We start from the raw sequence: 14,338 nt of genomic DNA on the forward strand, positions 1-14,338 counted from the left end.
GTGGGGCGTGGGCGCTCCGGACGCGCGGGCAGCAGGCGTCGGTCAGACCGAGAAGTACTTCGCCTCGGGGTGGTGGAACACGAAGGCGTCCGTGGACTGCTCGGGGTGCAGTTGCAGCTCCTCGCTGAGCTCCACGCCCATGCGCTCGGGGCGCAGCAGCTCGACCACTTTGCGGCGGTCCTCCATGTCCGGGCACGCCGGGTAGCCCAGTGAGAAGCGGGCTCCGCGGTACTCGAGCTTGAAGAGCCCGGCGGTGTCGGCAGGGTCCTCCGCGGAGAACCCGAGCTCGGAGCGGATGCGGGCGTGCCAGAACTCGGCGAGCGCCTCGGTGAGCTGCATGACGAGGCCGTTGAGCTCGTAGTAGTCGCGGTACCTGTCCTCGGCGAAGAGCTTGGCGGTGACCTTGTCGATCGCGGCGCCGGCGGTGACGAGCTGCACGGGCAGCACGTCGACCTGGCCGGACTCCCGCGAGCGGACGAAGTCGGCGAGGTCGAGGTGCCGGTCACGGCGCTGACGCGGGAAGGTGAAGCGCAGACGGTCGGCGCCGAGCGGGCCGCCGGAGCCGCCGTCGGGGGCGAGCAGGCCCGGCGCGCCGAGGATGCCGGTGGGGTCGTCGCCGTGGTGCAGGACCACGACGTCGTCGCCCTCGGAGACGACCGGGAAGTATCCGTAGGCGACCGAGGCGTCCAGCATCCCCTCGGCGAGGATGCGGTCGAGCCAGTACCGCAGGCGCGGGCGCCCCTCGGTCTCCACGAGCTGCTCGTATGACGCGCCGTCCTCGCCTCGGCCGGGCTTGAGGCCCCACTGCCCCATGAAGGTGGCCCGCTCGTCGAGGTAGGCGGCGTAGTCGGCGAGCGCGATGCCGCGCACGATGCGGGTGCCCCAGAACGGCGGCGCGGGCACCTCGTTGTCGGATGCCACATCCGACCGGGCCGGAAGATCCTCCGGCTCGGTGAGCGTGAGCTTCGCCCCGCGCGCATGGATGCGCTTCTTGAGCGGAGGAAGGCCGACGGATGCCGGGTCCTCGCCGCGGGCGACGCGGACCAGCGGCTCCATGAGGGCGAGGCCTTCGAAGGCGTCCTTGGCGTAGCGGACCTCGCCGTCGAACATGCCGGCCAGGTCGTCCTCGACGTACGCCCGGGTGAGGGCGGCTCCGCCGAGGATCACCGGCCATCTCTTCGCCAGCCCTCTGGACTGGAGCTCGAGCAGGTTCTCCTTCATCACGACCGTGGACTTCACGAGCAGTCCGGACATGCCGATCACGTCGGCGTCGTGCTCCTCGGCGGCAGCGATGATGTCGGCGATCGGCTGCTTGATGCCCAGGTTGATGACCTTGTAGCCGTTGTTGGTGAGGATGATGTCGACGAGGTTCTTGCCGATGTCGTGCACGTCGCCGCGGACCGTGGCGATGACCATGGTGCCCTTGCCGGAGGCATCCGACTTCTCCATGTGCGGCTCGAGCAGGGCCACGGCGGTCTTCATGACCTCGGCCGACTGCAGCACGAAGGGGAGCTGCATCTCACCGGCCCCGAAGCGCTCACCGACGACCTTCATGCCCTCGAGCAGGTGGTCGTTGATGATGCCGAGCGCCGTCATCCCCTCGGCGCGGGCGAGGTCGAGATCCTCTTCGAGACCCTTGCCCTCGCCGTCGATGATGCGGCGCTGCAGGCGCTCGCCCACCGGGAGGGCGGCGAGCTCGGCGGCACGCTGGTCCCGGAGCGCGGCGGTGTCGACGCCCGCGAAGAGATCGAGCATCGAGGCCAGCGGATCGTAGGTGACGTTGCCGTCGGCGTCGTACTCGCGGCGGTCCCAGACGAGGTCGAGGGCGACCTTGCGCTGCTCCTCGGGCAGGGACGCCAGCGGCACGATCTTCGCGGCGTCGATGATGCCGCTGGAGAGTCCCGCCTCCGAGGCCTCGTGCAGGAAGACCGAGTTCAGCACGATGCGCGCGGCCGGGTTGAGTCCGAAGGACACGTTCGAGACGCCGAGGGTGGTGTGGATGCCGGGGTACTTCTGCGTGATCTGCCGGATCGCCTCGATGGTCTCGATCCCGTCGCGACGGGTCTCCTCCTGACCGGTGGCGATCGGGAAGGTGAGCGCGTCGACGATGATGTCCTCGACCCGCATCCCCCAGGTGCCGGTGAGCTCGTCGATGAGACGCGAGGCGATCGCGACCTTGCCCTCGGTGGTGCGCGCCTGCCCGTCCTCGTCGATCGTGAGCGCGACGACCGCGGTGCCGTGCTCCTTGACGAGCGGCATGATGCGGCCGAAGCGGCTGTCCGGGCCGTCGCCGTCTTCGTAGTTCACGGAGTTCACGACCGGACGCCCGCCGATGAGCTCGAGACCCGCCTGGATGACGGGCGGCTCGGTCGAGTCGATCACGAGCGGCAGGGTGGACTGCGAGGCGAACCGGGAGACGACCTCGCGGATGTCGGCGACGCCGTCGCGGCCCACGTAGTCGACGCAGACGTCGAGCAGGTGCGCGCCGACGCGGATCTGGTTGCGGGCGATCTCGACGCAGTCGTCCCAGCGCTCCTCGAGCATCGCCTCACGGAACGCCTTGGAGCCGTTCGCGTTGGTGCGCTCGCCGATCGCGAGGTACGAGGCGTCCTGGTCGAAAGCGACGTGCTGGTACAGCGAGGCGACCCCGGACTCGATCTCGGGCGTGCGCACGGCGAGGGCGCGAGTGCGGTACGGCTCGAGGCGTTCGACCACGGCGGCCATATGCTCGGGTGTCGTGCCGCAGCATCCGCCGACCAGGCCGAGCCCGAACTCGCGCACGAACTGCTCGTGGGCGGTGGCGAGCTCCGCGGGAGTGAGCGGATAGTGCGCGCCGTTCGGGCCGAGCACCGGCAGGCCGGCGTTCGGCATACAGGCGATCGGCACCGTCGAGTGCTTCGACAGGTGCCGCAGGTGCTCGCTCATCTCAGCCGGGCCGGTGGCGCAGTTGAGGCCGATCGCGTCGACGCCGAGCGGCTCCAGCGCGGTGAGGGCGGCGCCGATCTCGGATCCCATCAGCATCGTGCCGGTGGTCTCGACGGTCACCTCCACGAGGATCGGCAGGCGGATGCCGCGCGCGACGATCGCCTGCCGGCATCCGTTCACGGCCGCCTTCGTCTGCAGGAGGTCCTGGCTGGTCTCGATGAGGAACGCGTCGGCGCCGCCGTCGATGAGCCCCTCGGCCTGCAGAGCGAAGGTCTGCTTGAGGTGGTCGTAGGTGGTGTGCCCGAGGCTGGGGAGCTTCGTGCCCGGGCCCATGGACCCGAGCACCCAGCGCATCCGCCCGTCGGCGGCCTCCGCCGCCTCGGCGCGCTCGCGAGCGATCCGGGCGCCCACCTCCGCGAGCTCGTAGATGCGGTCGTCGATGCCGTAGTCGGAGAGGTTCGACCAGTTCGCCCCGAAGGTGTTGGTCTCGACGGCGTCGATGCCGGTGGCGAAGTAGGCGTCGTGGATGCCGGCGATGACGTCGGGACGGGTGACGTTGAGGATCTCGTTGCAGCCCTCGTGGCCCTCGAAGTCCGTCTCGATCGAGAGGTCGTGCTGCTGCAGCATCGTGCCCATGGCCCCGTCGGCGATGACGACGCGGGAGTGCACGGCGTCGAGCAGGGCCTGCGAGCGGGCGGGACGTTCGAAGGCCTCGACGTCGAGGGCGAAGCGGGGTGCGGGCATCCTCCCAGCCTAGGGGCGCGATCGGCGGTGTTTCAGAGCTTTTCGCGCGTGCGGACGTGCGCGAACTTCGGCCGAATACGCCTCGCCCGGCCAGAATCCCCCGATCCGGCCGAGCGAAGCGCACCTGGCCGAGCGAAGCGCCTGAGCGGATGCCGCGGCATCCGCTCTTCGCGGAGCAGAATGGGCACATGCTCCCGCCGCTCGCAGACCTGGTCGACTCGGCACGAGTCGTCGCCCTCCCGATGGCCGCCCGATTCCGGGGCGTCGACGTCCGCGAGGCCCTGCTGTTCGAGGGGCCAGAGGGCTGGGCGGAGTTCTCGCCCTTCATCGAATACGAGGATGCCGAGGCGGCGACGTGGCTCGCGGCGGCGATCGACTTCGCCTGGAGCCCGCAGCCGGCGCCCGTGCGCGACCGCATCGGCGTGAACGCGACGGTTCCCGCGGTTCCGGCATCGCAGGTCGCCGCGGTGCTGGCCCGGTTCGCCGGATGCCGCACGGCGAAGGTCAAGGTCGCCGAGCCCGGTCAGACGCTCGCCGACGACGTCGCTCGCGTGCGGGCGGTGCGGGAGGCGATGGGGCCGGAGGGCCGGATCCGCGTCGATGCGAACGGAGCATGGAACGTCGACGAGGCCGAGCACGCCGTGCACGCCCTGGCCGAGTACGACCTCGAGTACGTCGAGCAGCCGTGCGCGACCGTCCCGGAGCTGGCCGAGCTCCGCAGGCGCGTGAAGTACATGGGCATCCCGGTGGCGGCGGACGAGAGCATCCGCAAGTCCTCTGACCCGCTCGCAGTGGCGCGCGCCGGTGCCGCAGATCTGATCGTGATCAAGGCCCAGCCGCTCGGCGGAGTCACCCACGCCCTGCAGATCGTGACCGCCGCAGGGCTGCCGGCCGTCGTGTCCAGCGCCCTCGACACGGCCGTCGGACTCTCGCAGGGCGCGGCGCTCGCAGCCGCACTGCCCTCGCTCGAGTACGACTGCGGGCTGGGGACGGCATCGCTGTTCCTCGACGACGTCGCCGACCGGCGGCCGGTGGACGGGTCGATTCCCGCGGGTCGGGTGACGCCGGGTGCCGCCACAATCGACCGCCTCGCCGCATCGGACGAACGTCGGGACTGGTGGATGGCGCGACTCGCACGGTGCCACGAGGTGCTCGCCGCGCGCTGACTCCACGGGGGAAGTGTCTCCTCGTGCGGCGGTGAGCGCGCGGTGTCCTGTGGTTTCTTGTGGGGTCGCTACGTGGGTTGGTGGTGGGTCACTGCGGGGGTTGCTTGTGGGTCGCTGCGCGATGGATGCCGTGGGGAAGACATGCCCTCGCTCGCCTTCGGCGTGCTCCCGCCAGACCCGGTGCCAGCTTCCCCACGACATCCATCGCTCCGCTCGGTACCCCGGTCGTTGCCGCCGGTCGTGGAACGAGCACCCACCCGGTCGTTGAGCGAGCGAAGCGAGTCGAAACGCCCTGTCTCGCCCCGGTCGTTGAGCGAGCGGAGCGAGTCGAGACGCCCCTTCCGGAGCACGACACGTACGCGCGGATAGTGCGGATGCTGTTCAGGTACGCAGCACCATCCCCCGGGGAAGTTTCACCGGGAGTGAGTGCCGTGGGGTGCGCCATCGCTGTTCCCGATCCCACCACTCCGGTCCCCGGATCTGCGGGACACCACCGTTCATCCGGATCTCCCACCCGGAATGATCCAGCGACCGGTGATGCCACCAGCACAACGGCACCCCGTTATCGGTATGCGTCGGGCCGCCCTTCGCGTGCTCGGTCACGTGATGGATCTCACACCACGACGCCGGGACATGACAGCCCGGAATCAGGCACTCCCGGTCGCGAGCGACGATCGCCCGCCGCTGATGCACCGTGAACACCCGATCGGTAGTCGTGATCCCGATGATCCGGCCCTCGTCGAACAACACCCGCTGAACCGCACCCGTACAGGCAGTGTGCGCGGCCACTGACAACGGCACCGGAGTTTCGGCGCCCGGGATGCTGGCCCACCCCGTCCCGGTGGCGAGATCCTTCGCATCCACATGCACCACCAGCGTCGGCGCCGCACCACCCAGCGACGGCATCTCCTCGTGGCGGGCGGCGATGCCCAGCGCCGCGGCCAGGGCGTCGTGGCGCTTCTGCCCGGGCGTGCGGGAATCGATCAGGTTCCGCGGATCGATATTGAACCGATCCTCCCCCTCGATCTCGCCGTCATCATCCGGGGCGGGCTCGAACCGCACCCCCGGTGCCGGAGCACCCCCGACCTTCGGGTTGTTGTACGCGTCAGTGATCAGCTGCCACGCCGCGGCGACCTCCGGGGTCAGGTTTCCCCGCACCGGATGCACGCCGTTCCGGAGTCGCCCGACGGTGAAGCACCGGCGCGACTGCGCCTCCAAGTCCGACGGCTCCGCGCCATCAGGATCCAACCCCACCGCAAGAGCACTCGCGAACATCTTCAAGTCCTCGGCCGACGCCCGCGGACCCGGGCCGGGCGCGTCACCATCTGCATCTGCATCTGCATCTGCATCTGCATCTGCATCGTCTTCGACATCGGCGCTTACGCTTGCCCCGGCCGAGTCAGCCTCCGCGCCGTCGGCGTCCACATCCGCATCCGCATCCGCGTCCGCGTCGGGGAGTTCCTCGCCCCGCGCGAACGCCGCGAGATTGGCGTCCGCCCACAGTCGCTCCTCGAGCGCGATCCGGTCCCGCGCCCGCTCCACCGGCCCCACCGCAGCGAGCAGACCGGTCACCCCGACGGCGCCGTCTAGGAGTGCTTCCCGCATGGCGGGCCAGCGGGACGGCATCCGCTCCCCCGACACCAGGCTCACATCCCGAGCGACCGCGTCCGCGGCACGGATGATCCTCCCCGCCGTCGGCGCATCGACCAGGGTGGCGCGGCGGAGAAGTTCGTTCATCCCGCGGCATCCGAACCGGTGACCGAACTCCACATCCGCCGTCGCCACCGCCTCCACAATGCCGGCATCCGCCAGACGGGACACCTCACCGAGACCCACCAGGACGGCCGCCCGGTCGGCATCCGACAGCCCCGCCAGCGTGTCGCCAGACAGCAGCTCACGCAGGCCGGAAGCGACCTGAGCGATGGTGTCTGCGGGGCTGTTCATACCTCAATTCTGCCGAGGGCCACCGACATTGAGGGGCCAGTTTCCCCCAGGTCGAATGACCTTTTCGACCGTGTTTCGGAAGGGGCGTTTCGACTCGCTCCGCTCGCTCAACGACCGCGAGGCGAACCCCTCCGGCAGGGCGTTTCGACTCGCTCCGCTCGCTCAACGACCGACTCTACGACCGCGCGGTGGTGTGTTCGGGTGCCGAGCGGAGCGATGGATGCCGTGGGGAAGCTGGCACCGGGTCTGGCGGGAGCACGCCGAAGGCGAGCGAGGGCATGTCTTCCCCACGGCATCCATCGCGCAGCGCCCCACAGGAAACCGCAAGAAGACCCGACGAGAAACCCGCCGGGCCGACCCACGAGAAACCCCGCGAGCGCTACTTCGCGATGAGCAGCTCCACCAGCCGGCCGAGCTCCTCGCTGCCGGAGTGGCGCAGCTGCCCTGCGTCCTTCCCGGCCATCGCACCGCGCACGGTCATGCCCTCCCAGACGATCATGAGCATCCGCGCCGCGGCCTCGGCGGGCACCCGCAGTTCCAGCAGGCCCTGGGCGCTGATGTCCGTGATGATGCCGGCGATGCTGGCGACCATCTCCCGCTCCTGCGCGAGGTACGCCTCTCCGAAGGCGAGATCCCGCAGCGCGCGGATGCGGATCTCGCTCATCAGCATCACACCGAGCCGGTCGTCTCCGCCGGAATCCATCACCTGCTGAACGAGCTCGACGGGATCGCACCCTTCGGCCAGTGCACCGTCGGCGGCCATCTCCTCGACCCGGGCGCGAACCGCACTGACCCGCTGCTCGGCCACGCTGCCGGCGAGCATGAGGAAGAGCTCGTCCTTGGAGTCGAAGTTCGAATAGAACGCGCCCCGCGTGAAACCGGCGCGCTCGCAGACGGCCTCCACGGAGGCGCCGTCCAGGCCGACCTCCGCGAACACCTGCGCGGCGGCGTCGAGCAGCCGGGCGCGCGTGTTCTCGCGGCTGCGCGTTGCGGGTGTCGTCATCGAATCCTCCTGCCCCCTTCATTCTCACACCCGGCACACAGACTTTCGCGCCCGGATCCCTTTACGATACATCTATGTATCGGATACATCCGTGTATCCAACTGGGATCCTGAAGGAGCCGCGTGTCCACACTCCTGTCCTCGCTCGGGCGCTGGTCGTACCGTCATCCCTGGCGCGTCCTCGTGTCCTGGCTGCTCGCCCTAGGCATCGCCGGCTCGGGCGCCGTGCTGCTCGGCGCGGGCACCGACAACACCTTCACCATCCCGGGCACCGAGTCCCAGGCGGGCCTCGAGCAGCTGTCCCGCTCGTTCCCCCAGGTCAGCGGAACCAACGCCCAGTTCATCGTCGTCGCCGCCGACGGCGACGAGGTCACCGACGAGGCCTATCGCGATCGGATCGAGGATGCGGTCAGCGAGCTCGCCGATCTCGACGGCGTGCTCGCCGCGACCTCGCCCTACGACGAGATGGTCAGCGGCATGGTCAACGAGGACGAGACCGCAGCGATCGTCCGCCTCCAGTTCGACGGCCAGGCGTCCGACGTCTCAATCGAGACCAAGAACGCTCTCAACGCCGTCGTCGACGACCTCGCCGCCGCCCTTCCGGACGGCTCGCAGACCGCGCTGGGCGGCGACCTGTTCGCGATGTCCATCCCGGGCGTGACGCTGACGGAGGCCGTCGGCCTTCTGATCGCCCTGCTCGTGCTGATCGTCACCTTCCGGTCGTTCGTCGTCGCGGGCCTCCCCCTGCTCACGGCGGTCCTCGGCGTCGGGATCTCGATCGCGGGCATCTTCACCGCGACAGCCTTCGCGACCGTCTCCTCGACCACCCCGCTGCTCGCCCTCATGCTCGGGCTCGCCGTCGGCATCGACTACGCGCTGTTCATCATGGCCCGGCACCAGGACCAGGTGCGCGACGGCGTCGACCCCGAGGAGTCCGCCGCCCGTTCCGTGGGCACCGCCGGTTCGGCCGTGGTGTTCGCGGGCGTGACGGTGCTCATCGCCCTCATCGGCCTCGGCTTCGCCGGCATCCCGTTCCTCACGACCATGGGCATCGCCGCATCCGTCGCCGTCGCCATCGCCGTCGCGATCGCGGTCACCCTCACCCCGGCTCTGCTCGGATTCATGAAGGGCCGCATCGTCGGCCGCCCCCGGAGGGCTCCGAAGCCACGCAAGGGCCGGGCTCCGAAGGAGCGCCGCGGTTTCTCTGAGCGCTGGGTCTCCGGCGTCACGAAGCGCCCGATCCTCGTCTCCCTCGCGATCGTCCTCGGCCTCGGCATCCTCGCCGTCCCTGCGCTCAGCCTGAACCTCGCCCTGCCGAACGCGGGCGTGCTGCCGAAGGACTCCGAGGCGCGCCAGAGCTACGACCTCGTCGGGGAGGAGTTCGGCGCCGGGTTCAACGGCCCGCTCATCCTCACCGGCACGATCGTCACCTCGACCGATCCTCTGGGCCTCATGGAGGACCTCGGTGATGCCGTCGCGAAGATCGACGGCGTGAAGGAGGTCGCCCTCGCGACGCCGAACGAGTCCGCCGACACCGGCATCGTCCAGATCATCCCGGAGACCGCGCCCGACGACCCGGCGACGGCCGAGCTCGTGCGCGAGCTCCGCTCGCACCACGACGAGTGGCTCGACGAGTTCGGCATCGACCTGAAGGTCACCGGCTTCACAGCGGTCGCGATCGACATCTCCGACCAGCTCGGCAAGGCGCTGCTGCCGTTCGGCGTGTTCGTGATCGGTCTCTCCCTGATCCTGCTCACGATCGTGTTCCGCTCCGTCTGGGTGCCGGTCACCGCCGCCCTCGGCTACCTGCTGTCGATCGTCGCCGCGTTCGGCATCGTCGGCGCCGTGTTCGAGTGGGGCTGGTTCGCCGATCTGCTGCACGTCGCCAAGGTCGGCCCGATCATCAGCTTCATGCCGATCATCCTGATGGGCGTGCTGTTCGGCCTGGCCATGGACTACCAGGTGTTCCTCGTCTCGCGCATGCGCGAGGACTACGTGCACGACAGGGATGCGAAGAGCCCCGATCGCGCCACCCGCCGAGCCGCCGCGCTGCGCGCCGTGCGGAGCGGGTTCACCGGCTCCGCCAAGGTCGTCACCGCCGCAGGCCTCATCATGTTCGCCGTGTTCGTGGCGTTCGTCCCCGAGGGCGACTCCTCGCTCAAGCCGATCGCGCTCGGCCTCGCCGCGGGCATCGCGATCGACGCCTTCCTCGTGCGGATGACGCTGATCCCCGCCCTGATGGCGATCCTCGGCGAGCGCGCCTGGCAGATCCCCGCCTGGCTGGAGCGGATCCTCCCGAGCGTCGACGTCGAGGGCGAGGCCGTGGAGCGCGAGCGTCACCTCGCCGCCTGGCCGGGAGACGATTCCGTCGTCGCGGCCGACGAGCTCGTGATCGCGGATGCCGGCATCGACGGGCTGCGCCTGCGCCTCGCCCCCGGCGGCACCGCCGTGCTCACCGGCGCCGCAGCCGGCACCCTGCGCACGCTCGCTCTCGCGATCGCCGGACGCGTCACGCCCGACGACGGCCGGCTCCGGGTCGCGGGGCACCTGCTCCCCGGACGGGCGGCCTGGGTGCGGGCGCACGTCGGCGCCGTGATCGCGACGGATGCCGGGGCCACGGCATCCGAGTTCGCCGAAGCGCTGCGCGGTCGCCCCGCCCTCGTCGTCATCGACGGCGCTGACCGGCTCTCGCCGGCCGAGCGCGACCAGCTCGCCGCACGCCTGCGCGACGCGGATGCCGCCACCGCGGTCCTGCTCACCGCGGTCGCCGCCGGCCCCGCCCTGGCGATCCTCTCCGACGCCGGCCGCACCCCCGCCGACGTGATCTCCCTCGACACCGTCGAGACCCCACCCTCCCGTCGAGACCCCGCCCTGCCGACGCCGGCAGCCGGGGGTCTCGACGACAGCACGGGGTCTCAGCGCTCCGACCACACGACCGAGGTGAACGCATGACCCTCCCCATCGAGCGCGCACGCTCCCGCAAGCCGATCACCTGGCTCACGATCCTCGGCATCCTGCTGCTCCCCGCGGCGGTCGGCGGGATCCTCGTCGCCGCACTGCAGAACCCGGCCGAGCGGCTGGACTCGATGACCGCGGCGATCGTCAATCTCGACGAGCCCGTCACGATCGACGGTCAGCTCACCCCGCTGGGGCGCCAGCTCGCGGCAGGTCTCGTCGAGGGCTCCGACGACATGGACTCCAATCTCACCTGGGTCATCTCCAACGAGGAGGATGCGAAGGAGGGCCTCGCAGACGGCTCGTACCAGGCGGTCATCACGATCCCCGAGGACTTCTCCGCCGCCGCCACCTCGGCCGGCCAGGCGATCTCCGACGGCGGCGGCGACACGTCGCAGGAGGCCGAGCAGGCGACGATCACGGTCACCACCCCTGACGACGGGCTCGTCGCCGACGACCTCATCACCGGGCAGATCGCCTCGGTCGCAGCCTCCACGATGGGCTCCACGATCTCCGAGGCGACGATGGGCAACGTCCTCGTCGGCTTCACGACGATCGGCGACCAGATCGGCGAGGCGGCGGACGGCGCCGTGCAGCTCGCCTCGGGCGCCCGGGATGCCGCCACCGGCGCCGCCGCTGTCCCCAACGGGGCGACGCAGCTGGCGTCGGGCGCCTCCGAGCTCGGCTCCGGAGCGTCCGCCCTCGCCTCGGGACTCGACACCGTCGCCGCCAAGACGCGTGAGGCGGCCTCCGGCGCCGCCCAGCTCGGATCGGGTCTCACGTCCGGCGCGGCCGCGCTGCAGGACCCGAACGGCCAGTTCGGGAAACTCGTCGGAGCCGCCTCCGCCGGAGCGCCGTTCCTCACGAGCGCCGCGAGCGGAACGGCATCCGTCGCGACAGATCTCGGTGCTCTGGCCCAGACCTGCGCCGCCTCCGGCGCGTCGGCCGAGTTCTGCGCCCAGGTCGCGGCAGCCGCCGGCAAGGCCGGGGACGCGGCCACGGCGGCGGGCACGGCATCCGCCTACCTCACCCCCGTGACCCAGGGCCTTCCGGCCGCCGCGTCGACCCTCGCCTCCCAGATGGGGGCGGCCGGCACGGGCGCGAGCGACCTCGCAGGAGGGCTGAACCAGCTCGCCGCCGAGGGCATCGACCCGTCCGCCGCGGGCGCCCGCGACCTCGCCGCAGGTGCCGGTCAGCTCTCCGGAGGCGCCACCGAGCTCGCGACAGGCGCCACCGAGCTCGCGGCGGGCCTGGACACCCTCGCCACGGGCACCGGCGACCTCGCCGGCGGTCTGCGCACGGCATCCAACTCGCTCCCCTCGTTCACCGACGAGGAGTCCGCCTCGCTCGCCGAGGTGATGGCCGACCCGGTCTCGGCCGGCTCGGCGACGGCGAGCACGATCTTCGGGCCCACCGCGATCCCGCTGCTCGCGGCGGTCGTGCTGTGGTTCGGCGGCCTCGCCTCCTTCATCGTGATGCGCGCGCACACCGCCCACACCCTCACCTCTCGCCGGCCGTCCGCCGGACTCGCGCTGCGCGCCTTCGCACCGGCCGCGCTGATCGGCGCCGGTCAGGGCGTGCTCGTCGCGCTCATCGTCCAGATCGTGGCGAGCTACGACGCCGCGACGTGGTGGGCGTTCGCAGGCACCGCTGTGCTCGCCGGAGTCGTGTTCGCCGCGGTGAACCAGGCGCTGGTCGCCGTCTTCGGCGGCGTCGGCCGCTGGATCGGCGCGCTCGTCGGCGTGCTCGCCGTGTCGACCGGGCTGATCTCCACCGTGCCCGGCTGGCTCGCCGCCCTCGGCGGCGCCCTGCCGACCGCTCCGACGTTCGCCGGCCTCATCTCCGCGAACGGCGCCGCGGCCGCCGGACTGGTCGCGTGGGGCGTGCTGTCACTGGTCGTCACGACGCTCGCGATCGCGCTGCGTCGCACGACGTCCGCGAAGGCGGTGCTGGCCACGACCTGACCGATCGGCGGATGCGGTAACGGGAGGATGCCGAGGGGCCGTACGCTCAAGAGATGCGTCGACCGTTCATGAACACCCCCGAGCAGCTCGCCTCGCTCGAGGGACAGCAGTACCTCGTGCTGCGGCCGGCCGCCGCCGTCTCCGATCGGTTCCGGAGGGAGCAGGCGTCGGCCCTCGTCCGCGCCGACGTCCCGCATCCGCACACCGGTCACGTCACGCTCCGCGGCTTCGCGGAGCCGGAGCGCCGCGATCAATTGGCTGCGCTGATCCGGGAGTGGGCTGCCGCCCAGCGACCGATCGACGTGGTCGCCGAAGCGGTCGACGTGTTCCCCGCGCCCTGGCAGATTCTGATCCTGCGCCTCTCCCGCACGCCCGCCCTGACCTCGGCCTACGCACGGCTCACCGCCGCCCTCGAGCGCACCGATCTCCGCCGCCTCGGCGAGCTCGCCCTGGATGACTGGACCTTCCACATGTCCGTCATCTACGGCAAGACGCTCCTCCCGGCGAAATGGACGGAGCTGGCGCACACCTCACGGCGCTCGCTCGGATCGCGCCCCGCCGAGAGGGTGTCCCAGGCCGAGTTCGTCTGGTACGAGGACGGCGTCGAGCACGCCGAGATCATCCCGTTCGGCGGCTGAGCCGGCAGCCCGGGCTCAGCTGAGGCCGGAGTACGCGTGCAGGCCCTTGAAGAAGACGTTCACGATCGTGAAGTTGAACATCACGGCGGTGAAGCCGACGATGGACAGCCACGCCGACGGGTTGCCGCGCCAGCCGCGGGTTGCGCGCGCGTGGATGTAGCCGGCGTAGATGACCCAGATCACGAAGGTCCAGGTCTCCTTGACGTCGAAGCCCCAGTAGCGCCCCCAGGCGTCCTGCGCCCAGATCGCACCGGCGATGAGGGTGAAGGTCCACAGGATGAAGCCGATGATCGCGAAGCGGTACGCCATGCTCTCCAGGCGATCGGATGCCGGGAGCGTGCGGAGGAACCCGGGGCCGGTCTTCTCCGCACCGTCGGCGAGCCGGTGCTCGCGGCGGGACTGCAGGAGCTGGAGCAGCGAGAGGGCGAAGGCGAGGGCGAAGAACGCGGTGCCCAGCGAGGCCACGAAGACGTGGATGACGAGCCAGATGCTCTTCAGCGGATCCATCAGCGGCGTGACGTCGACGTAGAAGTTCGTCGCCGAGAGGCCGAGCAGCACCACGACGAGTCCGGTGACGAACGTGCCGAGGTAGCGGAGGTCGATCCGGGTCAGCACCACGAGGTAGACGGCGAGGATCAGCAGCGTGCCGATCATGGCGAACTCGTACAGATTCGCCCACGGCACGCGGCCCGCGTGGATGCCGCGGGTCAGGGTCGCCGCGAAGTGGAACAGGAACCCGAGCACCATCAGCGAGGTGCCGATGCGGGCCATCACGAAGCGTCGGGGAGCGTCGGCGACGAGTCCGGTGCCGGATGCCGGCAGGGCAGCTCCCCCGCGACCGCCGACGCCCACCAGCTCCGCCTCGCGTACCGTCTGCGCATCGGCCGACACCTGCGAGCGTCGTGCGAGATCGAAGGCGAACGCCACGAAGGACGCCGCGTAGATCGCGATCGCGGTCCACAGCAGGACAGGCGAGATCACGGTGAGCTCGAACATGGTG

Annotated in this window: 8 protein-coding genes; 4 read left to right on the forward strand and 4 right to left on the reverse strand. The window is 70.7% G+C overall.

Annotated elements, in window-relative coordinates; translation table 11 throughout:
* Window positions 1-42 precede the first annotated feature (42 nt).
* Entirely contained in the window at window positions 43-3,669 is a 3,627-nt protein-coding gene (gene metH, locus G6G98_RS07485) for a methionine synthase (RefSeq protein ID WP_164232838.1), read from the reverse strand.
* A gap of 188 nt (window positions 3,670-3,857) precedes the next feature.
* Between metH and G6G98_RS07490 the strand changes: the two genes are divergently transcribed.
* Window positions 3,858-4,835 (forward strand): o-succinylbenzoate synthase, encoded by a 978-nt coding sequence (locus G6G98_RS07490; RefSeq protein WP_164232836.1) that lies wholly within the window; start codon window positions 3,858-3,860, stop codon window positions 4,833-4,835.
* A gap of 381 nt (window positions 4,836-5,216) precedes the next feature.
* Here the strand turns inward: G6G98_RS07490 and G6G98_RS07495 are convergent, their stop codons facing one another.
* Both G6G98_RS07495 and G6G98_RS07500 read right to left on the reverse strand, forming a co-directional pair.
* Window positions 5,217-6,779, reverse strand: a complete 1,563-nt coding sequence (locus G6G98_RS07495; RefSeq protein ID WP_164232834.1) for an HNH endonuclease signature motif containing protein — start codon at window positions 6,777-6,779, stop codon at window positions 5,217-5,219.
* 379 nt (window positions 6,780-7,158) lie between these two features.
* On the reverse strand, window positions 7,159-7,782 hold the full coding sequence (locus G6G98_RS07500; RefSeq protein ID WP_067349116.1) for a TetR/AcrR family transcriptional regulator: 624 nt from the start codon (window positions 7,780-7,782) through the stop codon (window positions 7,159-7,161).
* A 122-nt stretch (window positions 7,783-7,904) separates the two neighbouring features.
* On the opposite strand from G6G98_RS07500, the gene G6G98_RS07505 reads away from it, so the two are divergent.
* The 3 genes from G6G98_RS07505 to G6G98_RS07515 are packed head-to-tail and all read left to right on the forward strand — an operon-like array spanning window position 7,905 to window position 13,338.
* Entirely contained in the window at window positions 7,905-10,733 is a 2,829-nt protein-coding gene (locus tag G6G98_RS07505) for an MMPL family transporter (RefSeq protein ID WP_164232832.1), read from the forward strand.
* Window positions 10,730-12,700 (forward strand): YhgE/Pip domain-containing protein, encoded by a 1,971-nt coding sequence (locus tag G6G98_RS07510; RefSeq protein WP_164232830.1) that lies wholly within the window; start codon window positions 10,730-10,732, stop codon window positions 12,698-12,700. Before G6G98_RS07505 ends, G6G98_RS07510 begins: the two co-directional genes overlap by 4 nt.
* 53 nt (window positions 12,701-12,753) lie before the next feature.
* Entirely contained in the window at window positions 12,754-13,338 is a 585-nt protein-coding gene (locus tag G6G98_RS07515; RefSeq protein ID WP_067349109.1) for a 2'-5' RNA ligase family protein, read from the forward strand.
* Window positions 13,339-13,353: 15 nt separating this feature from the next.
* Here G6G98_RS07515 and ccsB read toward each other — a convergent pair whose 3' ends face one another.
* Entirely contained in the window at window positions 13,354-14,334 is a 981-nt protein-coding gene (ccsB, locus tag G6G98_RS07520) for a c-type cytochrome biogenesis protein CcsB (RefSeq protein ID WP_067349105.1), read from the reverse strand.
* Window positions 14,335-14,338: the final 4 nt, after the last annotated feature.

Source organism: Microbacterium hydrocarbonoxydans (assembly GCF_011752045.1).
Lineage (GTDB): Bacteria > Actinomycetota > Actinomycetes > Actinomycetales > Microbacteriaceae > Microbacterium.